The organism is Winogradskyella ursingii, from assembly GCF_013403975.1.
In the GTDB taxonomy this organism is placed as follows: Bacteria; Bacteroidota; Bacteroidia; order Flavobacteriales; family Flavobacteriaceae; genus Winogradskyella; species Winogradskyella ursingii.
The window spans coordinates 241,877-267,112 of sequence record NZ_JABFDH010000004.1 but is presented as its reverse complement, the minus strand read 5'-3'; the positions used below and the strand labels follow the sequence as shown (position 1 = coordinate 267,112).

General features: G+C 34.1%; 12 protein-coding genes. 9 read left to right on the top strand and 3 right to left on the bottom strand.

Annotation, left to right across the window (positions count from 1 at the left end; genetic code table 11):
• Positions 1-2,460, top strand: a complete 2,460-nt coding sequence (locus HM983_RS11565; protein WP_179345595.1) for a M56 family metallopeptidase — start codon at positions 1-3, stop codon at positions 2,458-2,460.
• A 59-nt stretch (positions 2,461-2,519) separates the two neighbouring features.
• Here the strand turns inward: HM983_RS11565 and HM983_RS11560 are convergent, their stop codons facing one another.
• The gene (locus HM983_RS11560; RefSeq protein ID WP_179345594.1) at positions 2,520-4,520 is read right to left on the bottom strand and encodes an endonuclease; all 2,001 of its coding nucleotides are present in this window, start codon (positions 4,518-4,520) and stop codon (positions 2,520-2,522) included.
• 648 nt (positions 4,521-5,168) lie between these two features.
• Here HM983_RS11560 and HM983_RS11555 point away from each other — a divergent pair.
• The 8 genes from HM983_RS11555 to HM983_RS11520 all read left to right on the top strand — a co-directional run bounded on the left by HM983_RS11555 (position 5,169) and on the right by HM983_RS11520 (position 20,923).
• Positions 5,169-5,321, top strand: coding sequence for an SsrA-binding protein (locus HM983_RS11555; protein WP_179345593.1), 153 nt, complete (start codon positions 5,169-5,171; stop codon positions 5,319-5,321).
• 160 nt (positions 5,322-5,481) lie between these two features.
• Positions 5,482-7,008 (top strand): trypsin-like peptidase domain-containing protein, encoded by a 1,527-nt coding sequence (locus tag HM983_RS11550; protein WP_179345592.1) that lies wholly within the window; start codon positions 5,482-5,484, stop codon positions 7,006-7,008.
• 42 nt (positions 7,009-7,050) lie between these two features.
• The gene (locus HM983_RS11545; RefSeq protein WP_179345591.1) at positions 7,051-8,514 is read left to right on the top strand and encodes an alpha/beta hydrolase; all 1,464 of its coding nucleotides are present in this window, start codon (positions 7,051-7,053) and stop codon (positions 8,512-8,514) included.
• Between the two features lie 25 nt (positions 8,515-8,539).
• On the top strand, positions 8,540-9,976 hold the full coding sequence (locus tag HM983_RS11540; protein WP_179345590.1) for a hypothetical protein: 1,437 nt from the start codon (positions 8,540-8,542) through the stop codon (positions 9,974-9,976).
• Between the two features lie 14 nt (positions 9,977-9,990).
• Positions 9,991-11,970, top strand: coding sequence for a caspase family protein (locus tag HM983_RS11535; RefSeq protein WP_179345589.1), 1,980 nt, complete (start codon positions 9,991-9,993; stop codon positions 11,968-11,970).
• Between the two features lie 3 nt (positions 11,971-11,973).
• Positions 11,974-14,040, top strand: coding sequence for a caspase family protein (locus HM983_RS11530; protein ID WP_179345588.1), 2,067 nt, complete (start codon positions 11,974-11,976; stop codon positions 14,038-14,040).
• Between the two features lie 3 nt (positions 14,041-14,043).
• A complete protein-coding gene (locus HM983_RS11525; protein ID WP_179345587.1) occupies positions 14,044-17,916 on the top strand; it encodes a CHAT domain-containing protein in 3,873 nt (1,290 codons plus the stop codon).
• Positions 17,917-17,932: 16 nt separating this feature from the next.
• Entirely contained in the window at positions 17,933-20,923 is a 2,991-nt protein-coding gene (locus HM983_RS11520; RefSeq protein WP_179345586.1) for a caspase family protein, read from the top strand.
• Here the strand turns inward: HM983_RS11520 and HM983_RS11515 are convergent, their stop codons facing one another.
• Together HM983_RS11515 and HM983_RS11510 are read right to left on the bottom strand one after the other, a co-directional pair.
• Positions 20,924-24,127 carry a caspase family protein gene (locus HM983_RS11515; protein WP_179345585.1) on the bottom strand — a complete coding sequence of 1,068 codons (3,204 nt, stop codon included), beginning with the start codon at positions 24,125-24,127 and terminating at the stop codon, positions 20,924-20,926.
• An 8-nt stretch (positions 24,128-24,135) separates the two neighbouring features.
• Positions 24,136-25,035: a hypothetical protein gene (locus HM983_RS11510; RefSeq protein ID WP_179345584.1), complete on the bottom strand. Its 900-nt coding sequence runs from the start codon at positions 25,033-25,035 to the stop codon at positions 24,136-24,138.
• Between the last annotated feature and the right edge of the window lie 201 nt (positions 25,036-25,236).

The window sequence follows — 25,236 nt, the reverse complement described above, 5'->3', positions numbered from 1 at the left end:
ATGGACTATTTAATTAAAGCATCTGCCGTAGTCGCACTCTTCTACATTTGTTTCTTTTTACTCTTAAAAAGAGAAACGTTTTTTCAGCATAACCGCTTGTTCTTGCTTACTGGTATTGTAATATCCTTAATTTTTCCGATGGTAATTATACCTATAGAAATTATAGTCGAACCTGCTCCAACACAGGAATTATTTTATACTATACAGGATACCGGACCAATAACAAATTCAAATGCAGTTGTCAAAGAGCCATTTGATTGGCTCACCCTCGCCTCCATTATTTATGGTATAGGACTGACCTTTTTTCTTATTCAGTTTTTATTCCAATTTGGCTCTCTTATCCTTTTACTAGTAAAAAACCCCAAGAACAAAGATGGATTTTACACCTACGTAACGGTTAAGAATAGCATCTCTCCATTTTCTTTTTTTAAATGGATTGTCTACAACCCAGATACTTACAATAAAGATGAATTAGATCTGATCCTCACTCATGAAAAGGTTCACGTAAATCAATTGCATTCTATTGATATTATACTGTCCCAACTGACCTGTATTGTCTTTTGGATTAACCCACTCATATGGTTATACCGAAAAGAAATTCGTCAAAACCTAGAGTATATAGCTGATGCCAAAACACAACACATCTCAAATTCCGAAAAGGAATATCAGCATTTATTATTAAAGACAAGTGTGGGCAACCAGAATATCCCACTTTCAAATAATTTATATAATTCATTAATCAAAGAACGAATCGTTATGTTACAAAAATCAAAATCACAACAAAAAAAGCAGTGGCGCTACTTACTTATTTTGCCTTTGTTGGCAGGACTTTTAATTAGTATGAACACAGAAAAAGTTTATGTCGAAGCAGAATCGAACCCAATCAATTCAATAGAAAGCACAATTGATTTTGTGGTTTCAAAACTTACCACAGATGCCGAACTAAAGAAAATGTCTGACCTTGTTGAGTCCAAGGGAGGAAGTCTAGTTTTTAGCCAAATTAAAAGAAACAGTAACAATGAACTTACAGGAATTTTAGTAAAACTTAACGACCATAGTTATGGTGGTGATTTCGGACAACCAATTGATTCATTTATTATCTATAAAGAATTTTTTGGTAGAGGTGGCGGATATGTTGGCAGAATCAATGCAGCGACATTGCATTTTGATGATGATACAAATCATCAAGAAAGTATAGATGCTTTGGTAGAAAGAGCTAGTAAGGTTATTTTAAAAAACAACGTACAACAAATAATTACTCCACTTGAGACAAAAAAGACCGATCAAAAATATATTGAAGTCACCTTTAACAAAGACATGACCGATAAAGAGCTGGACGACATCAAAGAAGAACTAAAATCCAACGATGTCAATATGACTATTAAGCAATTGAAGCGAAATAATAAAAACGAAATTACGGACATTAGTGTTGATTTTAGCTCCAATGGTAATTCTGCCAACTATGGAATTTCGGGCTCAGAACCTATAAAACCATTTTATTTCAAAATGGACAAAAACAGTTTTGGAGTTGGTGGGCTCGAAGATGAAGAAATAATTATTGTTGAAGAAATTATTGTTGACAGTTTGAACCACAAATCCGTATCTAAACCTAAAACTTTCATTTTTAGAAATGAGAATAATAAGGCATATGCTGTTGATTCAACTCAAGCCAAACAGTATAACGATCAACGTACTATTGTAATAGATAGAATTAAGAATAAAATAAAAAATCACGATACAATTTATTACAACACTTTAGATTCCGCTGAAATTAAAAAACTTACCAAATTAAAATCCAACATTTATTATGAAAGTAATAAACCAGTAAAAATAATAACTGAGCACCAGACGTTACATGAGCCAGGAATAAACGAAAATACAATCATAAAAATCAGAACCATATCTGATGATCCTGTTTATATCATAAACGGAAAGGCTATCGAAAAAGAACATATTAAGGATATTGAACCAAACGCAATTCACCAAATCCATGTTATTAAAGGAGAAGAAGCTATAAACAAATATGGTGCAAAAGGTAAAAATGGCGTAGTTGTAATTGATCTTAAAAAAGATAATACATGGACCACCAAATCAGATACTAAAAAATCTGATGGACCTTGGTCAATGTCTGTGAGCTCATCTTATGTAGACGAAGAAAATCCTTCCAAAAATGGAACATTAGTCTATATCACAAAAAAAAGTGAAGATTTTGTTTTAGACCATCAAAAAGCGGAATTAAAAAAAATAGGTATTAATGTTAAATATTCAAAAGTAAAAAGAAACAATTTAAATGAAATTACTAGGATAAAAATTGCTCTTACAGACAAAAATGGAAAGGAAACAATTTCAACTTACAAAAACGATGATGGTATTGCCACCATTGAATTTGGAGTAGCAAATGGAAATCTAATCATTAGAACCAGTAGTCCAGAGATGCAAAAAATTATGTCAGAAGATTAACCCAACAAAAGCCAAACTAAAACTTAGTTTGGCTTTTAATTTTTAACAAACATATTATTTTAGTTAATTACAATCTTCTTAACCGCCGAGCCATTTCCATTATTGAGCTTTAGTAAATAAATGCCGGTAGTTAAATCCAAGTCCAGGTAATCTTCAACCGCATTGTAGCGCTTTAAAAGTTTACCATCGATTGAAAATAATTCTGCAGTATTTTCACTTTTCAACCCTCTGATGTATATTCTGCCCGAAGTTGGATTCGGGTAAATTGTTATCTCAGATAGAGTTTCATCTTCTATACTTAAAGATTGCATCCAAGTATCGCCAACATTATTACCCCAAATATATTCTACCAACAAAGGCTGATCTATAAACGGGTTGCGGTTCCGTTGCCACTCGTAAATGACGTTATTTCGGTTCATTTCAAAATCGTCCGGAGGGTCATTTCTATGCCAATCGAGCAGTGTGGCTAAATCACCTAGTTGTCCATCGACTTCAGGGTAACCATCTACAATTTGCAAACCATTGTATCTTATTTCCAAATAAAGTACACTTCTGGCAACATCACCATAAAAACTTCCCTCCGTATCAAGCTCCATTGTTGTATCATCAATTGGACCAGCATAGCCTCCTAAACTTGGTGGTCCGTAATGCTTTTTATTACGACTACTATTTTCTCTTGCATCTACAACTCTTAATGCATGAGCATCTGAAAATCCATGTCGAAGCGAATCTGCTTCTGTATCCCAAAATACATCTATTCCATCGCCGATTTGATCTTCTTCAATACCAAAATATCCGGCTCGGTCCTGTGGAAATGTATGTTCCCTACTCCACTTACCCTCTAGCACTGAACCAGTCTGCCTATCTAATTTAGAACGCCCTTTTTCTAAATATACCAACCAAACCTCGCTGTTATTTTCCGGGTTCTCGTCGGCATTTGTCAGAATATCAATAACATCCGTATAAGTATGCGCTCTTACTATGTTAGGATCTGCAACTATATTCTGAAGTGCATTTCTTAAATCTGCATCAGATAAACCATCCAAACTATCATAATAATTATTGGGTTGCGAACTTGTAACCTGGTTAAATGTTGGATTGACAGGTGTTCCCCATGGTGATGTTTCAATAGTACTGTCTACCACTCTAATTTTGATATTGTTGTTAGATGCAACTATAGGCTCTTCTAAATCCAAAAATCGAATGTTCAGTACCTCTTCACCTTCAGACTCTGCGTCATCTAGCAAAGTAATGGTGGTGCTTATCGTGTTTTGACCATTTGGTATAGTAAGATTAACATTACCTGTATAATCCGCTGTATTAAACCCAAAGCGATTTAAACTTATAGTGAAATTTACGTCTGAAGCCACGTTGGATTCTGCGACAAAAGTAATTTCAAAGGAATCGCCTTCATTATATTCATCTTCCAAAACACTTATTGTAATTGGATTTATAGGTATTCCCGAACCATCATTAAGACGTCTTGGAGTTGGTGTATCCACAAAATAAGTCCCATCATTGTTTCGTTGAATGGAATTTGGATTATCTCCGGAACCTTCACTAATTTGTTGAATGTCCATAAAATTGGGATCATCATTAAATATATCTATTAACGTTGTATCGTCAGCATCGTTTGTATCATATATTAAAACATCTACCAAATTAGTAATAGTGGCAACCGTGCCTTCAGGAAAATCATCTGGAGATGCCTGATAAATAGCCACAGCATCTGCTCCATTTTGGATAATATTATTAGGAATTGTAATTTGTGGATACGGAGATACGCCTTCGCCTCCAATTACCAACAAACCATTATTATCCGTCTGAAATCCATCTAAATCTACCAGATAATAACTAGAATCTCCACCATTTTCGGATCCATTAAAAAAGACTATAATATAGCCATCGGTTGGAAAATTTGGTGTCTGGGATTTTATTTCAACAATTTCTTCAAGTTCCGCGCTTACATTGTCGCAGTCCAATTCATTAATAACAAGTACTTGCGAAAAAGATGAAATTGAAACAACTAAGAATAAGATTAGGGTAAAATTCTTTTTCATTTTCTAATTTTTTTTCAAAGATAAGTTTATAAAATCAGTTAAACTTAAAAATATAAAAGTGATACTATAATCAACACAGCCTCTGTTATAATTTTTAAAGGTGTATTTTTTTTATTTGACAACGGATTATCTAAAAATGGTCACTTTTATGACGAATTGCCCCTACGTTTAAAAAAAACATACAAAAACCCTCTTGAATAATTTCATATTGAAACAAAATTTTAAATATTAATATTAATTTAAAACATTAGTATAGGAAGTTTATATTATACCGAAATATAATCTATCATTTTAGTTATGAATTTAAATGCAGATTCGCTGAAATCTATAAATTTTCTTGGAGAATAAATGGCTAAGCCTATATATTGAAAACTCAATCAAAAAACTGAGAATTATATTAACCTTTTAAAACCAGAAAACTATGATGACATTAGTACAACTAATTATTGATACAATCTTTTCAATAGCTTAAAATCAATCAAAAAATCGATACAATTAAATTCCCGCTAAAATAGCGGGATTGTTTTTTATCCAATTTTCGACCTCTAGGTATAGATTTTTTTTACATCACAACTTTACTCGTAACTTTTACTATTTTTGTATGTAACCAGCATTAGGCAAAAAAGCCTATTGTTTAACTTAAGGCAAATGAAAAAAGCATTTTTTAAAGCTTTAGCCAAAATCAATAAGGCCCTTCTCCCTTCTTACACAAAAAAACAACTAGACCTTAGCAAGGCTTCCAATTTTCAAAAGGCTATTGTCGGTTGGCGTGTTTATGTGACAAAAAATGCGCTTGATTAGCCTTAATGGCTAACAGAACACCATAATCTAGCCTATTAATCCTCTTGATAATTTTTCATATAAAGATTAAAATAGCAGAAATAATTTTATCATTTTGGCACATTACTTGTTAAAATCATAAAAATGAATAACTTTAACTCGCTATTAATTAACACTCAACATGAAAATAAACTATCTATTATTGCTATTAGGAATATTTAGTTATTCCGTTACTGCACAAGACAAGGAAATTGAATATCCTTTTGCCGAACCTGGCACAAAAGTCTCTAGAGGCGTCTTCGGTGCAGACGATCGTAAAGAAGTTAAAGATGCCCACGGCTACGAGGATTTTGTAAGAGCCACCGCAGTGATGATACCAAAAGATAAAATCTATGGTGACGAAGTTTACGGTTGGTCTCTTAGCGATCGATTAAAATCACAATTTGGAACAGATAAATTTGATGACAATGTTAAATACCTAGACCAACCAGCTATCGGATCGTGCACAGGATTTTTAATAGCACCCGATATGATGGTTACTGCTGGCCATTGCATCAACTCAATGGAAGATGCTAATAGTTACGTATGGGTTTTTGATTATACAAGCGAATCTAAATTTATAGACGGAATGTACCTCAAATTTGATCCTAAAAACATTTATGAGGTCGAAAGTATTATCGCTTCCAAATTAGATGATGAATCTAAAGATGATTATGCAGTTTTAAAACTAACAAGAGCATCAGAGAGAGCACCTTATCGTTTTAGGACCAGCGGAGGAGTTTTAAAAAATGGAGCCATCAATACGATAGGCAGCCCAACGGGTTTGCCCTTAAAATTTTCTACAAATGCTGTCGTGGTAGACACATCACCAAACAATTGGTTTAAAAGCAATATCGATTCATTTCCTGGTAATTCTGGCGGACCAGTTTTTGACCAAAATGGTTTTATTGAAGGCATTTTGGTGAGAGGTGCCGTAGAATATTCTGATGGATCATATACTGGCGACTACAAATACGATGAAGATTGCGACTGTGTAAAAACGGTGCAATGGAACAGTGTTGCCTTTACAGCGGGCTGCCAAGCACATAAAATTACTTCTGTGCCCTCGAATGCTTTGATCATGGCCGTTTATGAAAATATGGAATATGCCATTAAAAATAATTTAATGGATAGGTTCAAGTCTTGGAGCATTTACAATTGGATATTCAATCATAAATATACCAAGGAAAAAGGAAGACTCGAGCCACTAGCCATTAAACACAAAAGCAATGAAGTATTAGCCGACATTCTAAGACATACGTCTAATGAAATTTCTGATGATGAAGGACGACATTTTATTGATCTTACGATGAGTAATAACAATGGCGATGCGCTTAAAATACTTTTGGAAAATAATGTATTGGCAGATGCTGGGTTAAATTCAACCAACACTGCACTACAAAATGCCGTAATCAAGAACAAAACAAACATGGCCGAATTGCTATTGTATCATGGTGCGGATGCCAAAATAAAAACAAAATCTGGCGATAACTTGCTGCATCTTGCCGCCAAAAAAGGCAACAAGACCATGGCTAAGTTGTTTGTTGAAAAAGGAGTTGGTGCTGGTGACAAAAACAATGATAAAAATTATCCTGAAAAAATAGCTAAAAAAGCAGGCCATAAAGATTTAGCTAAGTATCTAAAAAATGCTAGAAAGGGAAGATTATAGTTTGACTAAAAAAAGAGTCGTTTAACCTCAAAACAAAACATTATGCTTCCTTTTCAAAAATCTTTACAGACCAAATCAAAAATCTGTTTTCAGATTTTATTTCTGTGCTTATTTATGGTTTCGACAAACCTTTTTGCACAGAACAATGAATACGTCATCTTTGAAAATGAAGCTTATGCAAAACGTGACTCTTGTGTCACAAACAAAAGTGATTTCGACAAGTTTAAACTGAAAAAATTATCGGAATCTACTGTTTTAGATAATTTAAAAATTCAAGTTGAATCTGGTTATAAAGCTGAAGAATTCAACTCAATAGAACGTTTTAACCTCTTCAATTTTAAATTCTGGCTGCTTTCCAACAACGGTTTTAAAAAACAAGGTGATTTAACCATTAAAATTACCTATCTAATCAATGGTGTTGCACAAGAACAAAACTACAGCATTTGCAAAGCTTTTATTGAGCTTATAAATGCAAATGACAAAAAAGAAGAAAAAAGCAGAGGCGAAAGAAAAAATCCGGACTATGTAAAATTGCCCATATATTTTGGAACCGATAGAAATTATACCAAATCTTCTGACCTCAACGACGCTTTTGGCGTTGAACGTTCCGCCTTAAAATATGGCATCGTGGAGGTCAGCATACCACACGACCACAGAGTTGGAGAAATCGAAAGTCCATCTATTTGGAAATTTGAATTTTCCGAAGACCCTTCAAAACATGTAATGCTCCAAGATATCAACCTATTGGACAAAGGTGAATTCTTTAACAAATTGGCTTCTGACATCAAGAAATCTAAAAAGAAAAGCACCTTTCTTTTTGTTCATGGCTACAATACCTCCTTTAGTGAGGCTGCAAAGAGAACAGCTCAAATCTCTTATGATTTAAAATTTGATGGTAAAGCCGTTTTTTACAGTTGGCCTTCGCAAGCTTCAACATTTAGATATGGAACAGACGAAGAAAACATAGAATGGTCCAGAAAAAACATGAGAGTCTTTTTAGAAGACTACCTCTCAAAATCAGGTGCTGAGGATATTTATCTAGTAGCTCACAGTATGGGCAACAGAGGTTTAACAAGAGCTATTGTGGAAGTTATGAATGACAAACCTTATCTAAGATCAAAAATAAAAGAAATCATTCTTGCCGCGCCAGATATCGATGCTGATGTTTTTAAAAACGAAATTGCTCCACAAATGGTATCTAAAACCAAAAAACCAATTACACTTTATGTATCCTCAGATGATTTGGCTTTAAAAGCTTCAAAATTATTGCACGGTAATCCAAGAGCTGGCGATGCAGGTGAAAAAATGGTACTGCTCAATGGAGTTGAGACCATTGATGCAACTGGTATTGATACTAGTTTTTTAAGCCATTCTTATTTTGCGGATACCACTTCTATTATTTCTGATATGTTTGATATTATACAAACAGGACAGCGCGCACTAAATAGAAAAAGACTATTAATTATTAAGAATGAAAGTGATATTTACTGGAAGGTAAAAAAATAAATGCTATCAACTCAAATTTACAATCATGAAAAAAAATTACCATATTAAACTTAAAACCTTAAGCCTCTTTGGATTCTTATTTTTCGGAATTGTGGCAACTGCACAAGAGCGTTATCGTATTGTTTATGACTATAAAACAGAAAAGGTAAATTACCTGAAACTGGACAAAAACAATAAAGTCGTAGACACGCTCGAAAATCCAAAACTGAAAAGAAACAGTCTTGTTGAACTCAAGCTTCAAAATGTAAATCCCTTTGCAGTTCAGGTACAAACAGATGTCAAGGAAGAAGATTTAATTTCTTCCGGACAGGGTTTCAACTTTAGTTCTCTACTGGGTGGCATCAATTCGTTTTCAGGAGATAACATAGATTTAAACACCTCAAATTTACCAGAATCCGATATGTTTCAATCTGAAGCTGGCACTAGAGGAAGCGCTTCCGCAACAAGTAATTTTCAAGATTTGAACAATACAATTACCAATGTTTCAGCTTTAAAAACTACATTGGTTTCTAACTTGCTTAATCCAAATTTAGATAAGGAAACCATTCTTCAGAATTTAATGGAAACTGCAGATGCAGAACAAGACGTGCGCTTGCCGAGTGCTCAAGATAATTTTTATGTCTATCTGGCAAAGGTCGAAAAATCCATAAAAGAAAGCCGGTCGCAATTAGAGGGCAATCTCAAAACAATGTCTAATGAAATTGAGAGTACCAATATCACCGACCAAGAGCTTTCACGTGGCCAATTGGTTTCAAGAAATATGGCACTTGGCGATTTACAACGGTTAATGGCCAACCTTAACCAATCTACCAATCAAAGTTTATCTAATTTAGAAGAGTTACGCTCGTTATATACAATTTTAGAAGCATCAAATTTTGAACAGACCTATGACTATGAGCTGTCTGCCGACAAGGTGAATATTGAATTAAAATTTGTACAAAGCGATTTTTCAAACGAATTGGAAAACGACGGTTCACAAAACACCTTAAAAACCAGAAATATTAAAATGTTTTCAAAAGGTGGTTTTAAAATTAACACAAGCGTGGCCATGACGTTGAATAATTTTGGGTCTAAATCCAACGATTACTTTATTGATGAAGACGGAGTCATTGGAGCAGACGAAAATGATTTCTTTGTGCCCAACCTAAGTACCATGATTAATTTTTATCCTTATATGGGTGAGAACTTTAACGTTGGCGGAAGTTTTGGGCTGTCTATTCCCATTTCCGGAAACGATAGCGTAAATGGCATCAATTTTCTTTTTGGCCCTTCCCTGTTTTTTGGCAGCAAAAGTAGATTGGCTTTGTCTGGCGGAGTTGCTTACGGTCCTGTAAAAAAATTGACCAATGGCTTTGAAGTTGGCGATAACACTTCGTTTAACGATGTGGACAGTTTTACCAAAAATGTCTATGATTTTGGATATTACTTTGGTATTTCCTTCAGTTTATTCGATTTAAATTAAAAAAATAACACCTCATGAAACGTATTATCCTACTGACGCTTGCTCTAACATTTAGTCTCACTGCTGCGGCAGAAAAATATGGTTTAATCATTGCTGTTGGCGACTATCCTGCAAGGACAGGTTGGTCTTCCATAAGTTCGGCCAATGATGTATCTATTATTCAAGATGCCTTATTAAATCAAAATTTTAAATCTGAAAACATAACTGTTCTTTTAAACGAGCAAGCTACAAGAATAGGTATTTTAAGCGCTATTGAAGCTTTACAAGCCAAATTGAATAAAGGAGATATTGTCGTAATTCATTATTCAGGTCATGGTCAACAAATTTTTGACAACAACGGAGATGAAATCGATGGTAAAGACGAGGCAATTGTGCCTTACGATGCATTGGTGCGCTACACTTCTAACTATAAAGGTGAAAACCATATTCGTGATGACGAATTGGGAAACATTATTGCAAATTTCAGAAACACTCTAGGAAAGGACGGTCAGCTATTAATGCTTTTGGACAGTTGCCATTCTGGTTCATCGACTCGTGGTGGAAAAGCTCGTGGTGGAGAAGGTACTTTTGCACCACCTAATTGGACGCCAACATCAGACAAGGATACACATGGTAGTGGACTAGTTGAAAATGTTAAAGTTAACACAGATGCTTCATCCTTTGTAATGCTTTCTGGTGCATCTGCCAATGAATTAAATTATGAGTACGAAGGTTATGGCTCACTAAGCTTTGCTTTCTCAAAAGCAATGAATGAATTGGGAAGTGACTTCACTTATCGAAAATTATTCTCAGCCATTGCTGCTAATATGAATGTGATTTCGCCCAAACAAAATCCAACCATTGAAGGTGATGCCGATTATAAACTATTTAAAGGTGAATATGTAAAACAGCAACCTTACTTTGAAGTTTCACAAGTCCCGCGAGCAGACATCGTAAAAATAAACGCAGGAAAACTGCAACGCTTATTCGATGGTACAACGGTTAGTATTTTACCTGCAGGTACTACCAATGTTGAATCGGCAGATGTGATTTCTAAGGGTACTATTACCAGAGCAACGTTTAATGAATCTATTATAAAACTCGATACACCCCTACCCTCAACAAACGAAAAGGAATTTTGGGTATTTATAGACCAAGCCGCTTACGGTGATTTGTCTATAAATATTTACTTCGACAAATCTTTAAAATCAAAAGGTGTCAAGGACAACGTTAGCCAGTTTTTGGAAGAAAACAAATTAGGAGAAATTGTAAAAGATTCGACTCAGGCCGATTTAATTATTGAAGAAGTTAATACCAATTCTGAACTTTCTATTATCACCAAAAACGGTGGTAATCAAATCTATAAACAATCGCAGGCAGATAACGATTATAGCTCTCAATCGGTAACGGAGGCTATTTTTAACTATGCTCAAGGAAGCTATCTCAAAAAACTAAAATTGGATAATTTGGATTATGAATTTGAATTCAAATTATTACCAGCAAAAGTAGATGAGTATACTGAAGAAATTACAATGTTAGAAGGAGGCGCCTTTATTAACGAAGCTGGAAAATTCCAGGTGAATACGACTACCGATGGAGTTATTTTGCAAGTCACCAACAAAAGTGATCGACCATTGTATTTTAGTATAATAGAAATCAACTCAAAAGGGGAAATTGCTCCATTTATGCCAAATGACAAGTGCCCACTTAATGATAATGAACGTCTTATTCCTGCAGGAAAGACAATGACTTTCAATAATTGTATTTATACTTTTGGAGATCCTTATGAAACTTTGATTTTAAAGGGCTTTGCAACCACCTCACCGATTAATTTTAGACCAACGGTACAATCTAGAGGTGCAGATTCTGGAACTCGTGGCACAAAAGACCCGCTTGAAGGTTTTATAGGGCAAACTTATACCAAAACCCGCGGCAGTAGCGGCAGTTCGGTCAGTGGTCCAATTGATGGATTTAGCACTGAATTTGTTTATGAAATTGTAAAAACAAAAGATTAAATCATGAAAAATACAGTAGCCTACTTTTTAATATTTTTAGGAGTAATATGTTATGGTCAGGATGTAGCTGCCCCTGCACCATCATACAATTCAGTAGGTTTAAAAGTGCATCTTAGTGAGTCCGTTAAAGATCCAATATTAAAGTCTGACATCAAAAAACATTTAAGAAGCAATTACTTAGGAGGGTTAAAAGATGAACCTAATGGAAGCCACTTGTCCTTATCTTTTGAGAATTCTTACTACGCATTGACCAAGCTGCCAGAAAATCAAGTTATTTATAAATTAGATAATTCTAAACCTGAAAAAACAGCACAGCTCATTAACGAGAGCATTTCGCAATTTGCCAATGGTTTCAAAATTAAAAAACTCAATTTAAAAAATACGGATTATCAATTCAGCTTCAGGATCAAACCCATATATTATGAAAATGGTGATATGGGCGGCGAAATTCCTATTGAGAATTTTTCACAAACCAACGGAAATATCAATTTTAACACCAATGGAGACGCTGCCATTCTTGAAGTTTCTAATTTATCCGATCATCCTATATATTTCAGTATTATCGAGATTAATTCCAGAGGTGAAATCAGCTCTTTTGTACCCAACGTGAACTGTGCACTATTGGGCAGCGAACGACGCATTGAAGCCGGTGAAACACTAACTGTTGAATCCTGCCTTTTTCAATTTGGCCCACCTTATGAAACACTTATACTTAAAGGTTTTGCTTCCGCAGAGCCTATTAATTTTAATCCTATTATACAAAACGAAGATGATGCTTCTCTCGATTTTGTAAAGGACTATTATACGGAAATGTTCACTTATCAATTCACCTATAATATTGTTGACTCAAATCAACATATGCCCTACGATGTTTCTATAGACCATTATCAACCAAAAACTTCACCAGAGTTAAAGTCCGCTTATTCAGAACTAAAAGTTTTAATGTCCCAAAACGATCCGCTCAATGAGGAATACATGAACAAGCTCAAAGAAGTTGCAGACTTACATATTGCTTTAGGCAATGATGATGAAGCGGAAGAATTTCTAGAACAATACAAGAAATTATTACGTTCAAGTTTCATAAATAAAGAAAAAAGCGACGAAAGCCTGAAATTAAGCGGATTTAAAAAAAGAGATGAGGCAGCAGAAAAAGCTAAACGGTTTGCACGAATGACCGATGCAGAAAAAATCGCATTTCTTAGAAAAGAAAACACAGAAAAAACGCTTGAAATCAATGCTTTAAAAACTGAAATTTTAGAACTAAAGGCACAACTTAAAAACCAAAACTCAAACAGTAGTTTTGGTAAAGGCTTACGAGGCTCAGAACCGAAGTTGATTAAAAAAAATCCATTATCTGAGTTTACTTATCGTGCATTGATTATCGCAGAGCAAGACTATAATGACGATGCGATTAAAGATTTAAGTTTCCCTATTGCAGACGCAAAAAAACTGGAAACTATCTTGACTTCAAACTACGCATTTGACCAAAAAAACGTAACATTTCTTGAAAATCCTACACGAAAGGAAATTTTTAAAGCCTTACATAATTTATACGAAATTAGCTCACCTACTGATCATTTGCTCATATTCTACGCAGGTCATGGTGTTTACGATGCTGGCTTTAAACGTGGTTATTGGTTACCATCTGATGCAGAAATGGATAATAAAAGTTCATGGATGTCCAATTTGGACATTAAAGACTACATCACCAACATAAAGACAAAACACACTTTATTAATTAGCGATGCGTGTTTTAGCGGTTCAATTTTTGAATACAACAGAGATGTAACTCTTGATCAAACCTCTCCCGTTATAAAAAAATTATTGACCAAAAATGGTCGAAATGCTATGACCAGCGGTTTAGATAAACCAGTACCTGATGAAAGTGTATTTATTAAATATATTTTAAAAGCACTTTCTGAAAATATAGAAGGCTATATTAAGGCCAGTGACCTATTTAATATCATACAAGAAGTAGTACTTTCAAACACGGACAACATTCCGCAATATGGTGTCATAAAAAATGCCAATCATGAGGGAGGAGAATTCATCTTCTTAAAACGTGACTAAATTATGAAATGGCTCTCTCAAATCATATTCATTTTAATTCTAAGTGTTTGCAACCTTCAAGCACAAGAAAAAAATATTTTTGATTATTGGCTAGAAGAATACAACTCAGGCTATAATCTAATGGAAGCCGAAGATTATACTAATGCCGCAATTCACTTTAAAAAGGCTTTTGAGGTTATAGACCAAATTGATTTTAGCACTGATGCAGAAACCCAACTTTATCCCGTAGATAATGAGTATTATTTGGCTTTGGTGCTTTTTAATCTGAACCTATACAAAGAAGCATCTATTCATTTTACAGGTGCCATCGAACAAATAAAACAGCTCAATGGTGATTATGAAGAATTTATCACTGAAGCAACAGCTAATCTGGCGACAAGTCTCGCTTTTTTTGATTTGCAAGAAGCTATTAATATTCGTATAGAGTTAATCGACAAGCTAAAAACTTACGGACAAACACAAAGCCTAACCTATGGTCAACAGCTTTTTAGCCTGGCGTTTCACTATAGAAATTCAGGATTAGAAGATAAATTTTACAATACACTTGTTAATACCGCTCTTGTTTTCAGTAATATAAACAGCACCGAAAATGACTACTATGCTTACATAAGCTATCATTTGGGCAACTACTATTTTGACATTAACAATCACGAATTGGCCAGTAAATATTTAACTAAAGCCACGGCACTCATTGATTATTTAAAAAACGATAAAAGCATAAATCTTCCGGACATTATATACTTAAACAGCGTAGCTTTAGTAAGGCTTGGAAACTACAAAGATGCCGTTTCTCAATTGAAAACCATTGTTGAAAAACCTTATTACAAGCAACCTGAAAATTTACAACTCTACGCCACCTTAATTGATTATTATAGCAATGCCTTGCTCAAAACCAATCAACCAGAAAAAGCAAAAAAACTTTATATTGAAAATATTGAAGTTATTTCTAAAACCTTAGGAACAAACAATGAGATTTACGCCAACCAGCAGAATAATTTTGGTCTGTTTTATTTGGAAAGTGAAAATTTAAAAGATGCGAAGCACCATCTGGATATTGCGAAAAACACATTTGACAATATCAATAGCAAAAACACGCTTAATTACTTTCAACTATTAAATAATTTAGGCCAACTCAGCTATTTTACAGGAAATTACGAAGAAGCTGAAAATTATTACTTAGAAGCCATTAACCTGCACTCAACCCTACCTGATCAAATGCCGATAAATGCAATAAATGTAGAAAATAATCTCGCATTGGTCTATCAAAACACAGGAGGCGACGATTATCAAAAAGCAGAAAAAATCTATGAAAATATCCTCGATAGAAAAAAGGAAATTCTTGGTGAAAACCATCCCGATTATGCCATGACGTTAATGAATTATGGTAATCTGCAAATTGAATTGGGCAACTATTTTAAAGCAGAAGATATCTTCAATGCTTCTTTGAATGTTTTTGAAAACACATTAGGCCCAACAAGTTTAGCCTATGCGAAACAATTACTAAACCTTGGCCAATTTTATTATACCACAAGACAATCTAAAAAAAGTTTGGATGTATTCAATAAGGCCATAGATATATACAACATCAACAATGCAAACACAACTTACGGGATGGCACTGGCTTTAGCTGGTAAAGGTCTTACGTTACAGTTTTTAGGCGAAGTAGATAACGCTTTAGAAATTCAATTACAGAGTTTTAAAATACTTGAAAACACAGTAGGAAAAGGCCATATTGATTACGGAAAAATAGCCACCAATATTGGACTGAGTTACTACATGAAAAATAATATCAGTACTGCCTTAGCATATTTTGAAAAAGCTTTAGAATCATATAAATTATCCTTAAAAGACGGACACTATCTCTATGGTAATTTGCTAACCAATATTGCCGAAGCACAAATTTATCTGGGAGAAAATGAAGCCGCAATCGACAATTTAAATGTTGCCTTGGATAATTTTAAGAATAATTATGGTATTGAAAGCTACTATTACTCTACTACACTGATACAACAAGGAGTGGCTCTGATGCGAAGTGGAAATTTTCAAAAAGCGTTGACTTTGTTGAAAACAGCTGAGCCAATTTTGTTAAAATTCAACAAAAAAAATAGCGACATATACAATCAGCTATTATTTCATTTAGCCGTTAATTATGAATTGTTGAAAGACGAAAAATTAGCCACAGAGTATTATAACGCCTATTATTCTGGCTTTATAGTAGAATTAAAAGACATCTTCACCTATAGAAGCGAAAAAGAAAAGAAGGATTTTATAAAACGTTACGAAACCACACTTTCATGGTTAAATAACTCAGTATTCAACGAAAATTTTAGGAATCCCAACTTAATTTCGCTGGGTTTAAACAATCAATTATTATTTAAAGGATTGCTTTTAAATTCCACTAAAGACGTTTTAACTGAATTATCCAAAAGCACCGATAAAAACATTCAAAAAAAAGTTGAAAATTATAGGCTTTTAAGACTGCAAAGGGATCAATTATTAAATAGAAGTCCCGAAAAAGAAGACAAAAATCTAAGTCAAATACAAAACCAAATCAATAATCTGGAAACAGAATTGGTAAAAATTTATAGCAAGGAGGGAAAAGGTGATGTTGACAATTTTGATAAAGATTGGAAATCGATTCAATCCAATTTATCTGAAAAAGAAATTGCTCTGGAATTTGTGAATTATAAAGAACGTGATGGTAAAAATATAACTAATAAAATAGTTTATAGTGTCTACCTTATTCATAAAAATTGGGACCAGCCAAAGGTGGTAGAACTCTTTAAAGAAGAAGATTTAAAAGCCATATTAAAAAGTAAAAATCCCAACATTCTCTACCAAACCAGAGGATCAAAAGCCAAAAGCACCTCAACTACTAAAGGATTATACGAACTTATTTGGGCGCCGATTGAGGAGCATTTAGTTGGTATTGAAACCATCTATTATTCACCAAGCGGTTTGCTGAATCAAATTCCATTTGCAGCTTTAGATACCGAAGAGCAACCGATTTTGGCAAGCCAATATAATCTGATACAGTTAAGTAACACGTATCATCTCACTGAAAAAATGGTTGAACCAACACCAGAAAACACGATATTTATCGGTGGCGTAGATTACGATTTTGTACCGACCAATCAAAAAATAGATAACACAAAAAGTACGTCTAATATACCTGCGTTTAGAAATACGTCAGGCACACGGAGTTTAGGTTCTAATTGGTCGTACTTACAAGGTACACTTGAAGAAGTAAAATCCGTAGAGAACCTGTTCTCAAAAAGTGGAAAAATCTATTCAAATCTAATTGGTAAAGATGCCACCGAAACAGCTTTTAAAGCACTAAGTGGCAATAGCCCGAATATTATTCATATTGCGACTCATGGTTTCTTTTTTGAGAATCCAAAAAATGATTTAGACGATGTTATAATTTCTTCACAAAACAATCTTTATAAAGTATCCGAAGACCCATTACTACGTTCAGGATTATTGTTTGCTGGGGCAAATTATGCATGGAAAAATGGAAACAACCCATATACCGATGATGATGGTATTTTAACCGCTTTAGAAATTTCTAATCTAAATTTATCCAAAACGGATGTAGTGGTTTTAAGTGCCTGTGAGACTGGTCTTGGCGATATAGATGGTAGCGAAGGGGTTTATGGCCTACAACGTGCGTTTAAAATGGCTGGTGTGGATATCATAATCATGAGCCTCTGGGAAGTACCAGATGAAGAAACCTCAGAGTTTATGCAACAGTTTTACAGCAATTGGCTTAGCGGACAAGACATAAGAACTGCGTTTAGAAATACACAACTAGAAATGTCAACCAAATACAAAAACAACCCAGAGAAATGGGCTGCTTTTGTACTATTTGAATAATATCTATATTTAACTAATGAAACAAGCCCTACTTTATACATTTTTATTTCTCGCAACCGCAGTTTTTTCCCAAGAAGATTCTCGCGGTTCTAAAGCGACCTCAACAGAAATTGATGTTGTAGGCACTAAACGAGCTTTGGTTATTGGTGTTTCAGATTACAAGGAAGATGCCCTAAAACTTAAGTATGCAGACAACGATGCCGCTCTTTTTAAAAATTATTTAAGTGATGTAGAAGGCATAAAAGATGACAACATCACACTCCTTATTAATGAAGATGCCGTTGCACTAAATATTGTACAAGAGCTCAAGCAGCTTTTCAATAGTTCACAAAAAAATGATGTGCTTTACCTCTATTTTGCAGGTCATGGTGATGTGGTTGACGACTTTGGGCAAAAGGAAGGTTTTCTTTTAGCATCAGATGCCAACGCGCACCAAGAGTATTATTCTGGTGGTGTGCTTACGCTCAATTTACTCAATACCGTGATTAACAATCTTTCTACAAAAGGCGTTAAGGTTTATCTTATTCTAGATGCTTGTAGATCTGGTTTTGTTTTTGAAGACGGAACCCAAAAAAATATGGGAACGATACAGGCGATGTTTGAGAATTCTTCAAAATTCTTAAGTTGTGGTTCTAATGAACTGTCTTACGAAAGTGGCGATTTAAAACATGGATATTTCACCTATTATCTGGTCAAAGGATTGGCTGGAAATGCAGATGCCAATACAGACAACACCATTATTTTTAGGGAAATTGATGATTATCTCTATGACAACGTCAATACAACAGTGGCTCAAAAACACAATAAAACCCAAACACCTGTTGTAAGAACCAAAAATGATAGGGCCGTTTTTAAAACTGTTCAACCAAGTGATAACATCATCGCTTTTGAAACCTTGAGCGAGGCTATAGAAAACACCAAGAAACTGGCTGCCAGAGGCATTACAGAAACAGATTTAAAAGATAAAACCGCTGGTACAACCATTAAAAAATTTAAAGATGCCATTGAACGAAAATCTTACTATGGAAAAAGCTCTAGCTCTTATGAAATTTATAAATCCTCGGTAAATGATGCCTCAGTTCCAGAGACGGTTACCGACAAAATGAAAAGTACGTTACTAAAGTTATTATCTAGTGAAGCGCAAGAGTTAATCAACTTATATATAGATGGAACCAAAAATTTACCCTCTAGCAAGGAGTTTACAAAACAATCCAAACATCTTGAAATTTGTTTGGAACTGATGGGTGAAGATGGTTTTTTAACAGAACGGATTAAAGCTTCACAATTGCTATTAGAAGCTTATGCTATTATTCGCACCAAGAATTATTCAAAATTTCCAAGGGCAAAACGTCAGCTTCAGCAAGCCATAAAGCTAGAACCTAGAGCAGCTTATATCCACAATGCGCTAGGTGAAGTTTACAATCAACTAAAAGTTTACGACAGTGCATATTACCATTACAACAAAGCGAAAAATTTAATTGGTACATGGGAGAAACCTGTTACTAGTATCAGCGACAATTTTATGGATCAATATCAGTTTGAAGATGCTAAAAACACCCTCAATATAGCTTTAGGTGAAAAGGGTTTAAACTCCAATTTAAAACTAGGAGAAATCAACGAAAAACAAGGCAAATATGCCATTGCAGAAACTTACTACCAAAAGGCCTTAGCATTGGATAAGGATAACACACAAACGTTACAAAGACTGAGCAACATCCAAAAATTAAAAGGTAATACAAAAGCATCTTTAGAATATTACAACAAAGCGGTAAAGACAGACTCCATAAATACTTTTATTGGGTATGGTCTATTAAATTATATCACCGACAACCAAATACCAGAAGACAAAGCAGAGTTATTATTACTCAACGCCATAGATTATGAACCTGAAAATGCCATAGTATATTTTGAATATGCTGATTTTTTAAGGTTGAAAAAATCTAAACTATCTCGATTACGTCTTGCGGATTCACTTTACAGAAAAGCAATAAGCATAGATCCTTTTAATGCTAAAGCTTATGCTGGTCGTGGTTGGCTACTATCTTCAATGCGTAAGCCTTTGGGTGCTAAGAAGTCTTTTGAAGCAGCCATAGACGCTAATGAAGATAGTCCAGAACCTTACTTTCATTACGCCAACTATAACAAGGAACAACTTAATGATGCTGAAAAATCGCAAGCATTTTATCTTAAAGCTATAGAAAAAAACGATTATTTCATTCCGGCTTACGAAGCTTTGGTCAATCTTTACAACTCCGAAAACCAGCAGGAAAAAACAATAGCCCTTTTAAACAAGGCTATTGCAAAGACTAATGATGTTCCAGATTTTTATCATCTTTTAGGACAAACCTATTTTTCTAAAAGCAATTATTCTGAAGCTATAAAGGCCTATAAAAAAGTAGCTGAAATTGATCCTACCTACGTAAAGAGTTCTCAAAACCTTGGTTACAGCCAACTGGAAACTAATCAAATTGAAGATGCACAACATAATTTAGTACGTTCATCAAATTCTGACGTCTTTGGTAAGCGCCAAAAAGAAATTTCTGAATTTGTCTTAACCATGGCAAAAAACAAATTAAAATTTGGTACTCCTGCAGAAGCAAAAAAACTCTACGGCATAGCATTTACGATTGACAACTCAGCGGAAACTGCTGTAGTCTATTCTAATTTTCTGTACTTACAAGGCGAACCTATAAGAGCATTGGAGGTTGCATTACCAGCACTGCACAAAGACAATTCCAATAAATTGAATATTGCTCTTTTAGAAACTATGGTGAAAGCCGCCATTGATGCAGACGCTGGAGATAATGCCAATTATTATTATCAAAATCTTACGAAATTAGATAACAATCCTGATATGCTTTTAGCTGCTGTTTATGCACAATTTATTGGCGATTTAAATAGCAGTGAAAATTACCGAAGGCGAGTTGACCAAAATTTACTACGCTCAAACAAACTTAAGGATTTTTACACCCAAAATACAATTGACAAATATATACTATCCCAATAACTACCACATTTTTAGCGTACTCTCACTATTTAATTCACGCAAATCTGGTGTTTGTTTGCCGTTAGTTAAAATATTGACCCGTTTTAAAAGCTCAGTAATATCGGTATCGGTCAGTGTTATTGGATTGTTTAATTCTTCCTTAGTAATCACAAAACCGCCAGCTTTAAGTTTAGTTTTTAACAAACCAATGTATGCACTTGTAAACGCTCCATTGCCTAAGGCCTTATTCTCATAGGCCACATCTTCTCCCGATGATGCGGAAATTACGGTAATACCGCTTTTAGACAAGAAATCTTCAAAAACATCCGACACAATATCCGATAATTTAAATTCAGGTTTTGGATCTTCAGTACTTCTGGATTTAGAACCTCTTTGCCCTATTCCATTATTTCCAGTTGCCGAAATTTCCTGACCAGATTCCATATCTAGAGTATTACCCGAATGGCAAGTATCCATAAGCAATAATTTATTGTTGGCCTTGGAACTATTAAGGCTTTCGATTATAGCTCTAAAACCCAAACCATTAGAATTTACATCGTTAAAATCCATATCGTGAGCTGCATAGTAGTAATTTAATTCTCGATCCAAGACACCGTGCCCAGCCAAAAATAGAACTATTTGATCTTCAGGTTTTGCATTTTTAAAAACCTCTTTAATTTCTTTTACTATAGATTTTGAAGTTGCCCCCTCATTAACTAAATGCCTCACAGTTACACTAGTAAATGAAACTGGCTGCGCCTTTTCCAGTAAATCATCGGGATTTATAAATTCTTCTTTCACCAAAGCATCCGTCATAGAAATCCACTTCGGATTATTATCAAAATTGGAAAAACCAACTACATTTTCCTTTATTATACTAGTATCGAGCAAATCGCCCTTTCTATCATAATTCTCAATTTTGAATCCAGAGACTTTTGAGTTTCTTCTTATAACTGAAAGGGTTTGACCATCATCAGAAATTGAAACCTCATCCGAAGATTCCAGATTTTCTATATTTAGTTTTTGAGGTAATTCATTTTCTATTCTTAAATCCTTATAGAACAAATGCCCTTCTAAATCCCCATAAACCAAATGTGCGCCATTTGTTGAGAGTGCTTTAATTTGTGTAGAATATATATCGGCCGAATCAATGACTTTGCTATTATCTTGTGGATTTAACTTATATACATTAGGATTAAATGCTTGATATTTTACATCCTCTTTATCAATTTCTCCAAATGTTATTAGAATTTCATTTTTACTTCCATCAAAATTGGATGCAAAATGTGCCCATCTATTGTTTTTTAGCAGCACCAAATCATTTGTGGAAATATCCTGATCGGCCAAAGATTTTGGGATTTCTATTTTATTGAATCTTTCTTTTGAAAACGAATATTCAAAAAACTCATTATTATTAGTCTTCAGATAAAATCCATCATTATCTGGATTGGCAAAAAGCACAGGTTCAAAATTATAAACACCCATACTAAAATCCTTTGGCATTGCAATAGGTTGGATGCTTTCTGACTTAAAATTCCAAATTAAGAATGAGTCATTCGATGCCTCAAGCCAATAGTTGCCGTCAGTTGTTAAAGGATGTAACTCATGTAAACTATTATACTTGCCAGAGTACTTTCTTAATTCTGCGATAGCATCATTGGTGTTATGTAAAATGAATTGATTACCATAAAACTTGGTTTTGTATTCAGCTAAATCATCTTCGGATAACTTACCATATATTTTAGCCATATCCAATGCGTCTTTGTCTGCAAAAGTGAGATTATAATCAGATTGTTCATACTCCGAAACTCCGACCGAAAGCAAATACAAATCTCCCTTTTTATCTTCAGGTATTTGTTTACTTTCATTAGATTCTACATTGGCAATTTCAAATTTGTTTTTGGCTTTTAATGCCATTGCTCGTTCTAATAAAGCAACATATTCAGGGTTTGGATGGCCAAAAATTTTTAGTATTTTTTCTGGTCTGAAATAAGTGTTTTCAATAGTTTTAAATGATATCGATTTGTCATTCTTGATGGCTTTTAGATAATCTTCAGGGTCAACGTTGCTAAAATAATTACCTTGAGCATCGTAATAGACGTGACTGTCTGGAGTAGGATGTTGCATAGCTCCCAAAACAGTTTTTGTTTGTGGATTAAACACCTCAATTTTACCATTATTGAAGCTGAGTATCAACCTTGAGCCATCACTATTGTAAGAAATCTGTTCGGGGAATTCGGTCAGCTCGTAAGGCATCACTTTATTTTCCAAAAAGAGACCTAGACCTTTAGAAATCATTGAAACCTTATCTTCACCTTTTGTTGCAATATCTGTGATTAAGGCACAATCTGTTTTTTGTGCTTGGTGTTCACCTTTTTCATTTTTGAATATAATAATGGATTCCTGATTACATTTACCGAAATCTATGGTATAAAAATCGACTCCAACGGAAAATTCATTCTCTCCAAAACTGTTAATGTAGTATTCTCCATCTACCAATTGTTCTTTTAGAATCGTTTTTAAACTATCCAATTTTTTTAAAAGCAATTCATTTTTATCCGAAATCAATAGCAGGTAATCACCATCATTTGAAAATTTTCCGAATTTGTATTTACCTTCGATTTTGGTGATTTCATTTCCTTTGAGCAAAACAAATTCCTGAGGTTCGGTATAACCTGAATTATAAAATTCTTTCAAGCTCAGAAGCAATTGATTATCGCTTGCATTATAGTCTAATATTTGACGTTGGGAAGTTTCAAAGTTACTGATGGCTCTAATTTTATCCTCCACCAAATCGTAAGCATAAAATCCGTAGACAAACTCATTGCTTTTTGCGATTTTATAACCATAAAACGGATGGATTCCATTAGTTTTATTGTATTTAAAAGTGGAAGATCCAAAATCAACTATTCGGTGATTGGCCTCCAAATATCCTTTATAGCCCAATTTTGAAAATCGATTTTGAAACGTACCTGGACTATATAGTTTTATTTGATGGTTGTATCCTGCAAGACCATTTTTTCCGATAGCAGTATTAAAAACCATCCAATGATCCTTTGGTAAAAAAGTAGCTTTTGAAAGTTGAATGTATTTTTCGGTTTGGGGTGCAGAAATACTTCGGTCTGTAGAATTAAGTTTTGTGAACTCTAACTTTATTGTTTCATTCTGCTGCGAAGAGACTAGGCTACATATTAAAGAAAATACTAATAAAACAGAATATCTCATAAGGCAAATTAATTTGCGATTTTCTCAATTGCGGAAGCACCATCGCTTATAATAGCATCTTTGTTATCACTGAGCATACTTGGCAGTTTATTGATGTATTTGCTCTTATTACCTTCGTACTCTTCTAATCTTACATTTACCTTTACAACTCCATATTTATCGTTTTTATCCAATTGAGTTGTAATTGGAATATCGTAGTACCATGGAGATAAAATTGGTGTTTCTATAAGATTTTTAACCCCGTATTTTAGTTTCTTAAAATCGTATTCCTGTTCAATTAAGGTGGCATTTTTTGGAGTTCCGTCCTCACCACGCCACTGTCCCTCTATAGCAATTGAAATTTTTGCATTTAGATCCTCATCACTATAAACTTTTGTCTTTGAGAAAAACACACGCAGCTGATTAAAACTCAATCTTGTAATTCCTGGATTTTGAGGATCGCTGATTAATTCAATTACGGCATGAAAATTCAATAAATCATCTTGTTCAATCCTAATAACATCATTAAGGCTTAAAGCTGCATTATTACCACGGGATTTTGGCATGTTACTCACTTCTTCCGTAATAAGAGTTTTCATATTTTCTTTTTCGTTCAGGTCTGTCGGTTTTGAGAATTTTTTAATATGAATTTCGTTATAGGTCTTTTCTACGTCGCCTAAATCTGTGTTATAATAGTTATTGATCGATATGGATTGTGAGTAAGTACTCGTTAAGGATTTTGACGATTTTTCTGCCAAATAAGATGCACCAAAAAACACACCTTGTAGCACTGCTTCTACGAGTCCACCTCTGGTATTGGCGCGTTTCATTTCCACAACAAACTCTTCGTTAGATTGGATGTTTGAGCGTTGGTGTACTGCACATGAATTTAATATTATTAATGCAAGTAGTAGTAAACATTTTTTCATTTTCAAAATTTTAATGTTGAAAAATATCATTTATTAATTTAATAGCGAAATAAATAAGTCGAGTGCCCTAATTCAGCAATTAAAAACATATTAAGACATGTGTCATTAAAATTGAAGTCTAAGAAAGCTACTTCCTATTGAGTATTGAGTGATTTAAACTGAGAATTCAAATTAACTAAAACTAGATAGGTTTAAATGAGC

What these genes read in the sequence shown, in the direction of transcription:
- HM983_RS11515 (WP_179345585.1), bottom strand. Translation starts at nt 24,127, where the DNA reads ATGAGATATTCTGTTTTATTAGTATTTTCTTTAATATGTAGCCTAGTC.
- HM983_RS11540 (WP_179345590.1), top strand. Translation starts at nt 8,540, where the DNA reads ATGAAAAAAAATTACCATATTAAACTTAAAACCTTAAGCCTCTTTGGA.
- HM983_RS11510 (WP_179345584.1), bottom strand. Translation starts at nt 25,035, where the DNA reads ATGAAAAAATGTTTACTACTACTTGCATTAATAATATTAAATTCATGT.
- HM983_RS11555 (WP_179345593.1), top strand. Translation starts at nt 5,169, where the DNA reads ATGAAAAAAGCATTTTTTAAAGCTTTAGCCAAAATCAATAAGGCCCTT.
- HM983_RS11530 (WP_179345588.1), top strand. Translation starts at nt 11,974, where the DNA reads ATGAAAAATACAGTAGCCTACTTTTTAATATTTTTAGGAGTAATATGT.
- HM983_RS11545 (WP_179345591.1), top strand. Translation starts at nt 7,051, where the DNA reads ATGCTTCCTTTTCAAAAATCTTTACAGACCAAATCAAAAATCTGTTTT.
- HM983_RS11550 (WP_179345592.1), top strand. Translation starts at nt 5,482, where the DNA reads ATGAAAATAAACTATCTATTATTGCTATTAGGAATATTTAGTTATTCC.
- HM983_RS11525 (WP_179345587.1), top strand. Translation starts at nt 14,044, where the DNA reads ATGAAATGGCTCTCTCAAATCATATTCATTTTAATTCTAAGTGTTTGC.
- HM983_RS11565 (WP_179345595.1), top strand. Translation starts at nt 1, where the DNA reads ATGGACTATTTAATTAAAGCATCTGCCGTAGTCGCACTCTTCTACATT.
- HM983_RS11560 (WP_179345594.1), bottom strand. Translation starts at nt 4,520, where the DNA reads ATGAAAAAGAATTTTACCCTAATCTTATTCTTAGTTGTTTCAATTTCA.
- HM983_RS11535 (WP_179345589.1), top strand. Translation starts at nt 9,991, where the DNA reads ATGAAACGTATTATCCTACTGACGCTTGCTCTAACATTTAGTCTCACT.
- HM983_RS11520 (WP_179345586.1), top strand. Translation starts at nt 17,933, where the DNA reads ATGAAACAAGCCCTACTTTATACATTTTTATTTCTCGCAACCGCAGTT.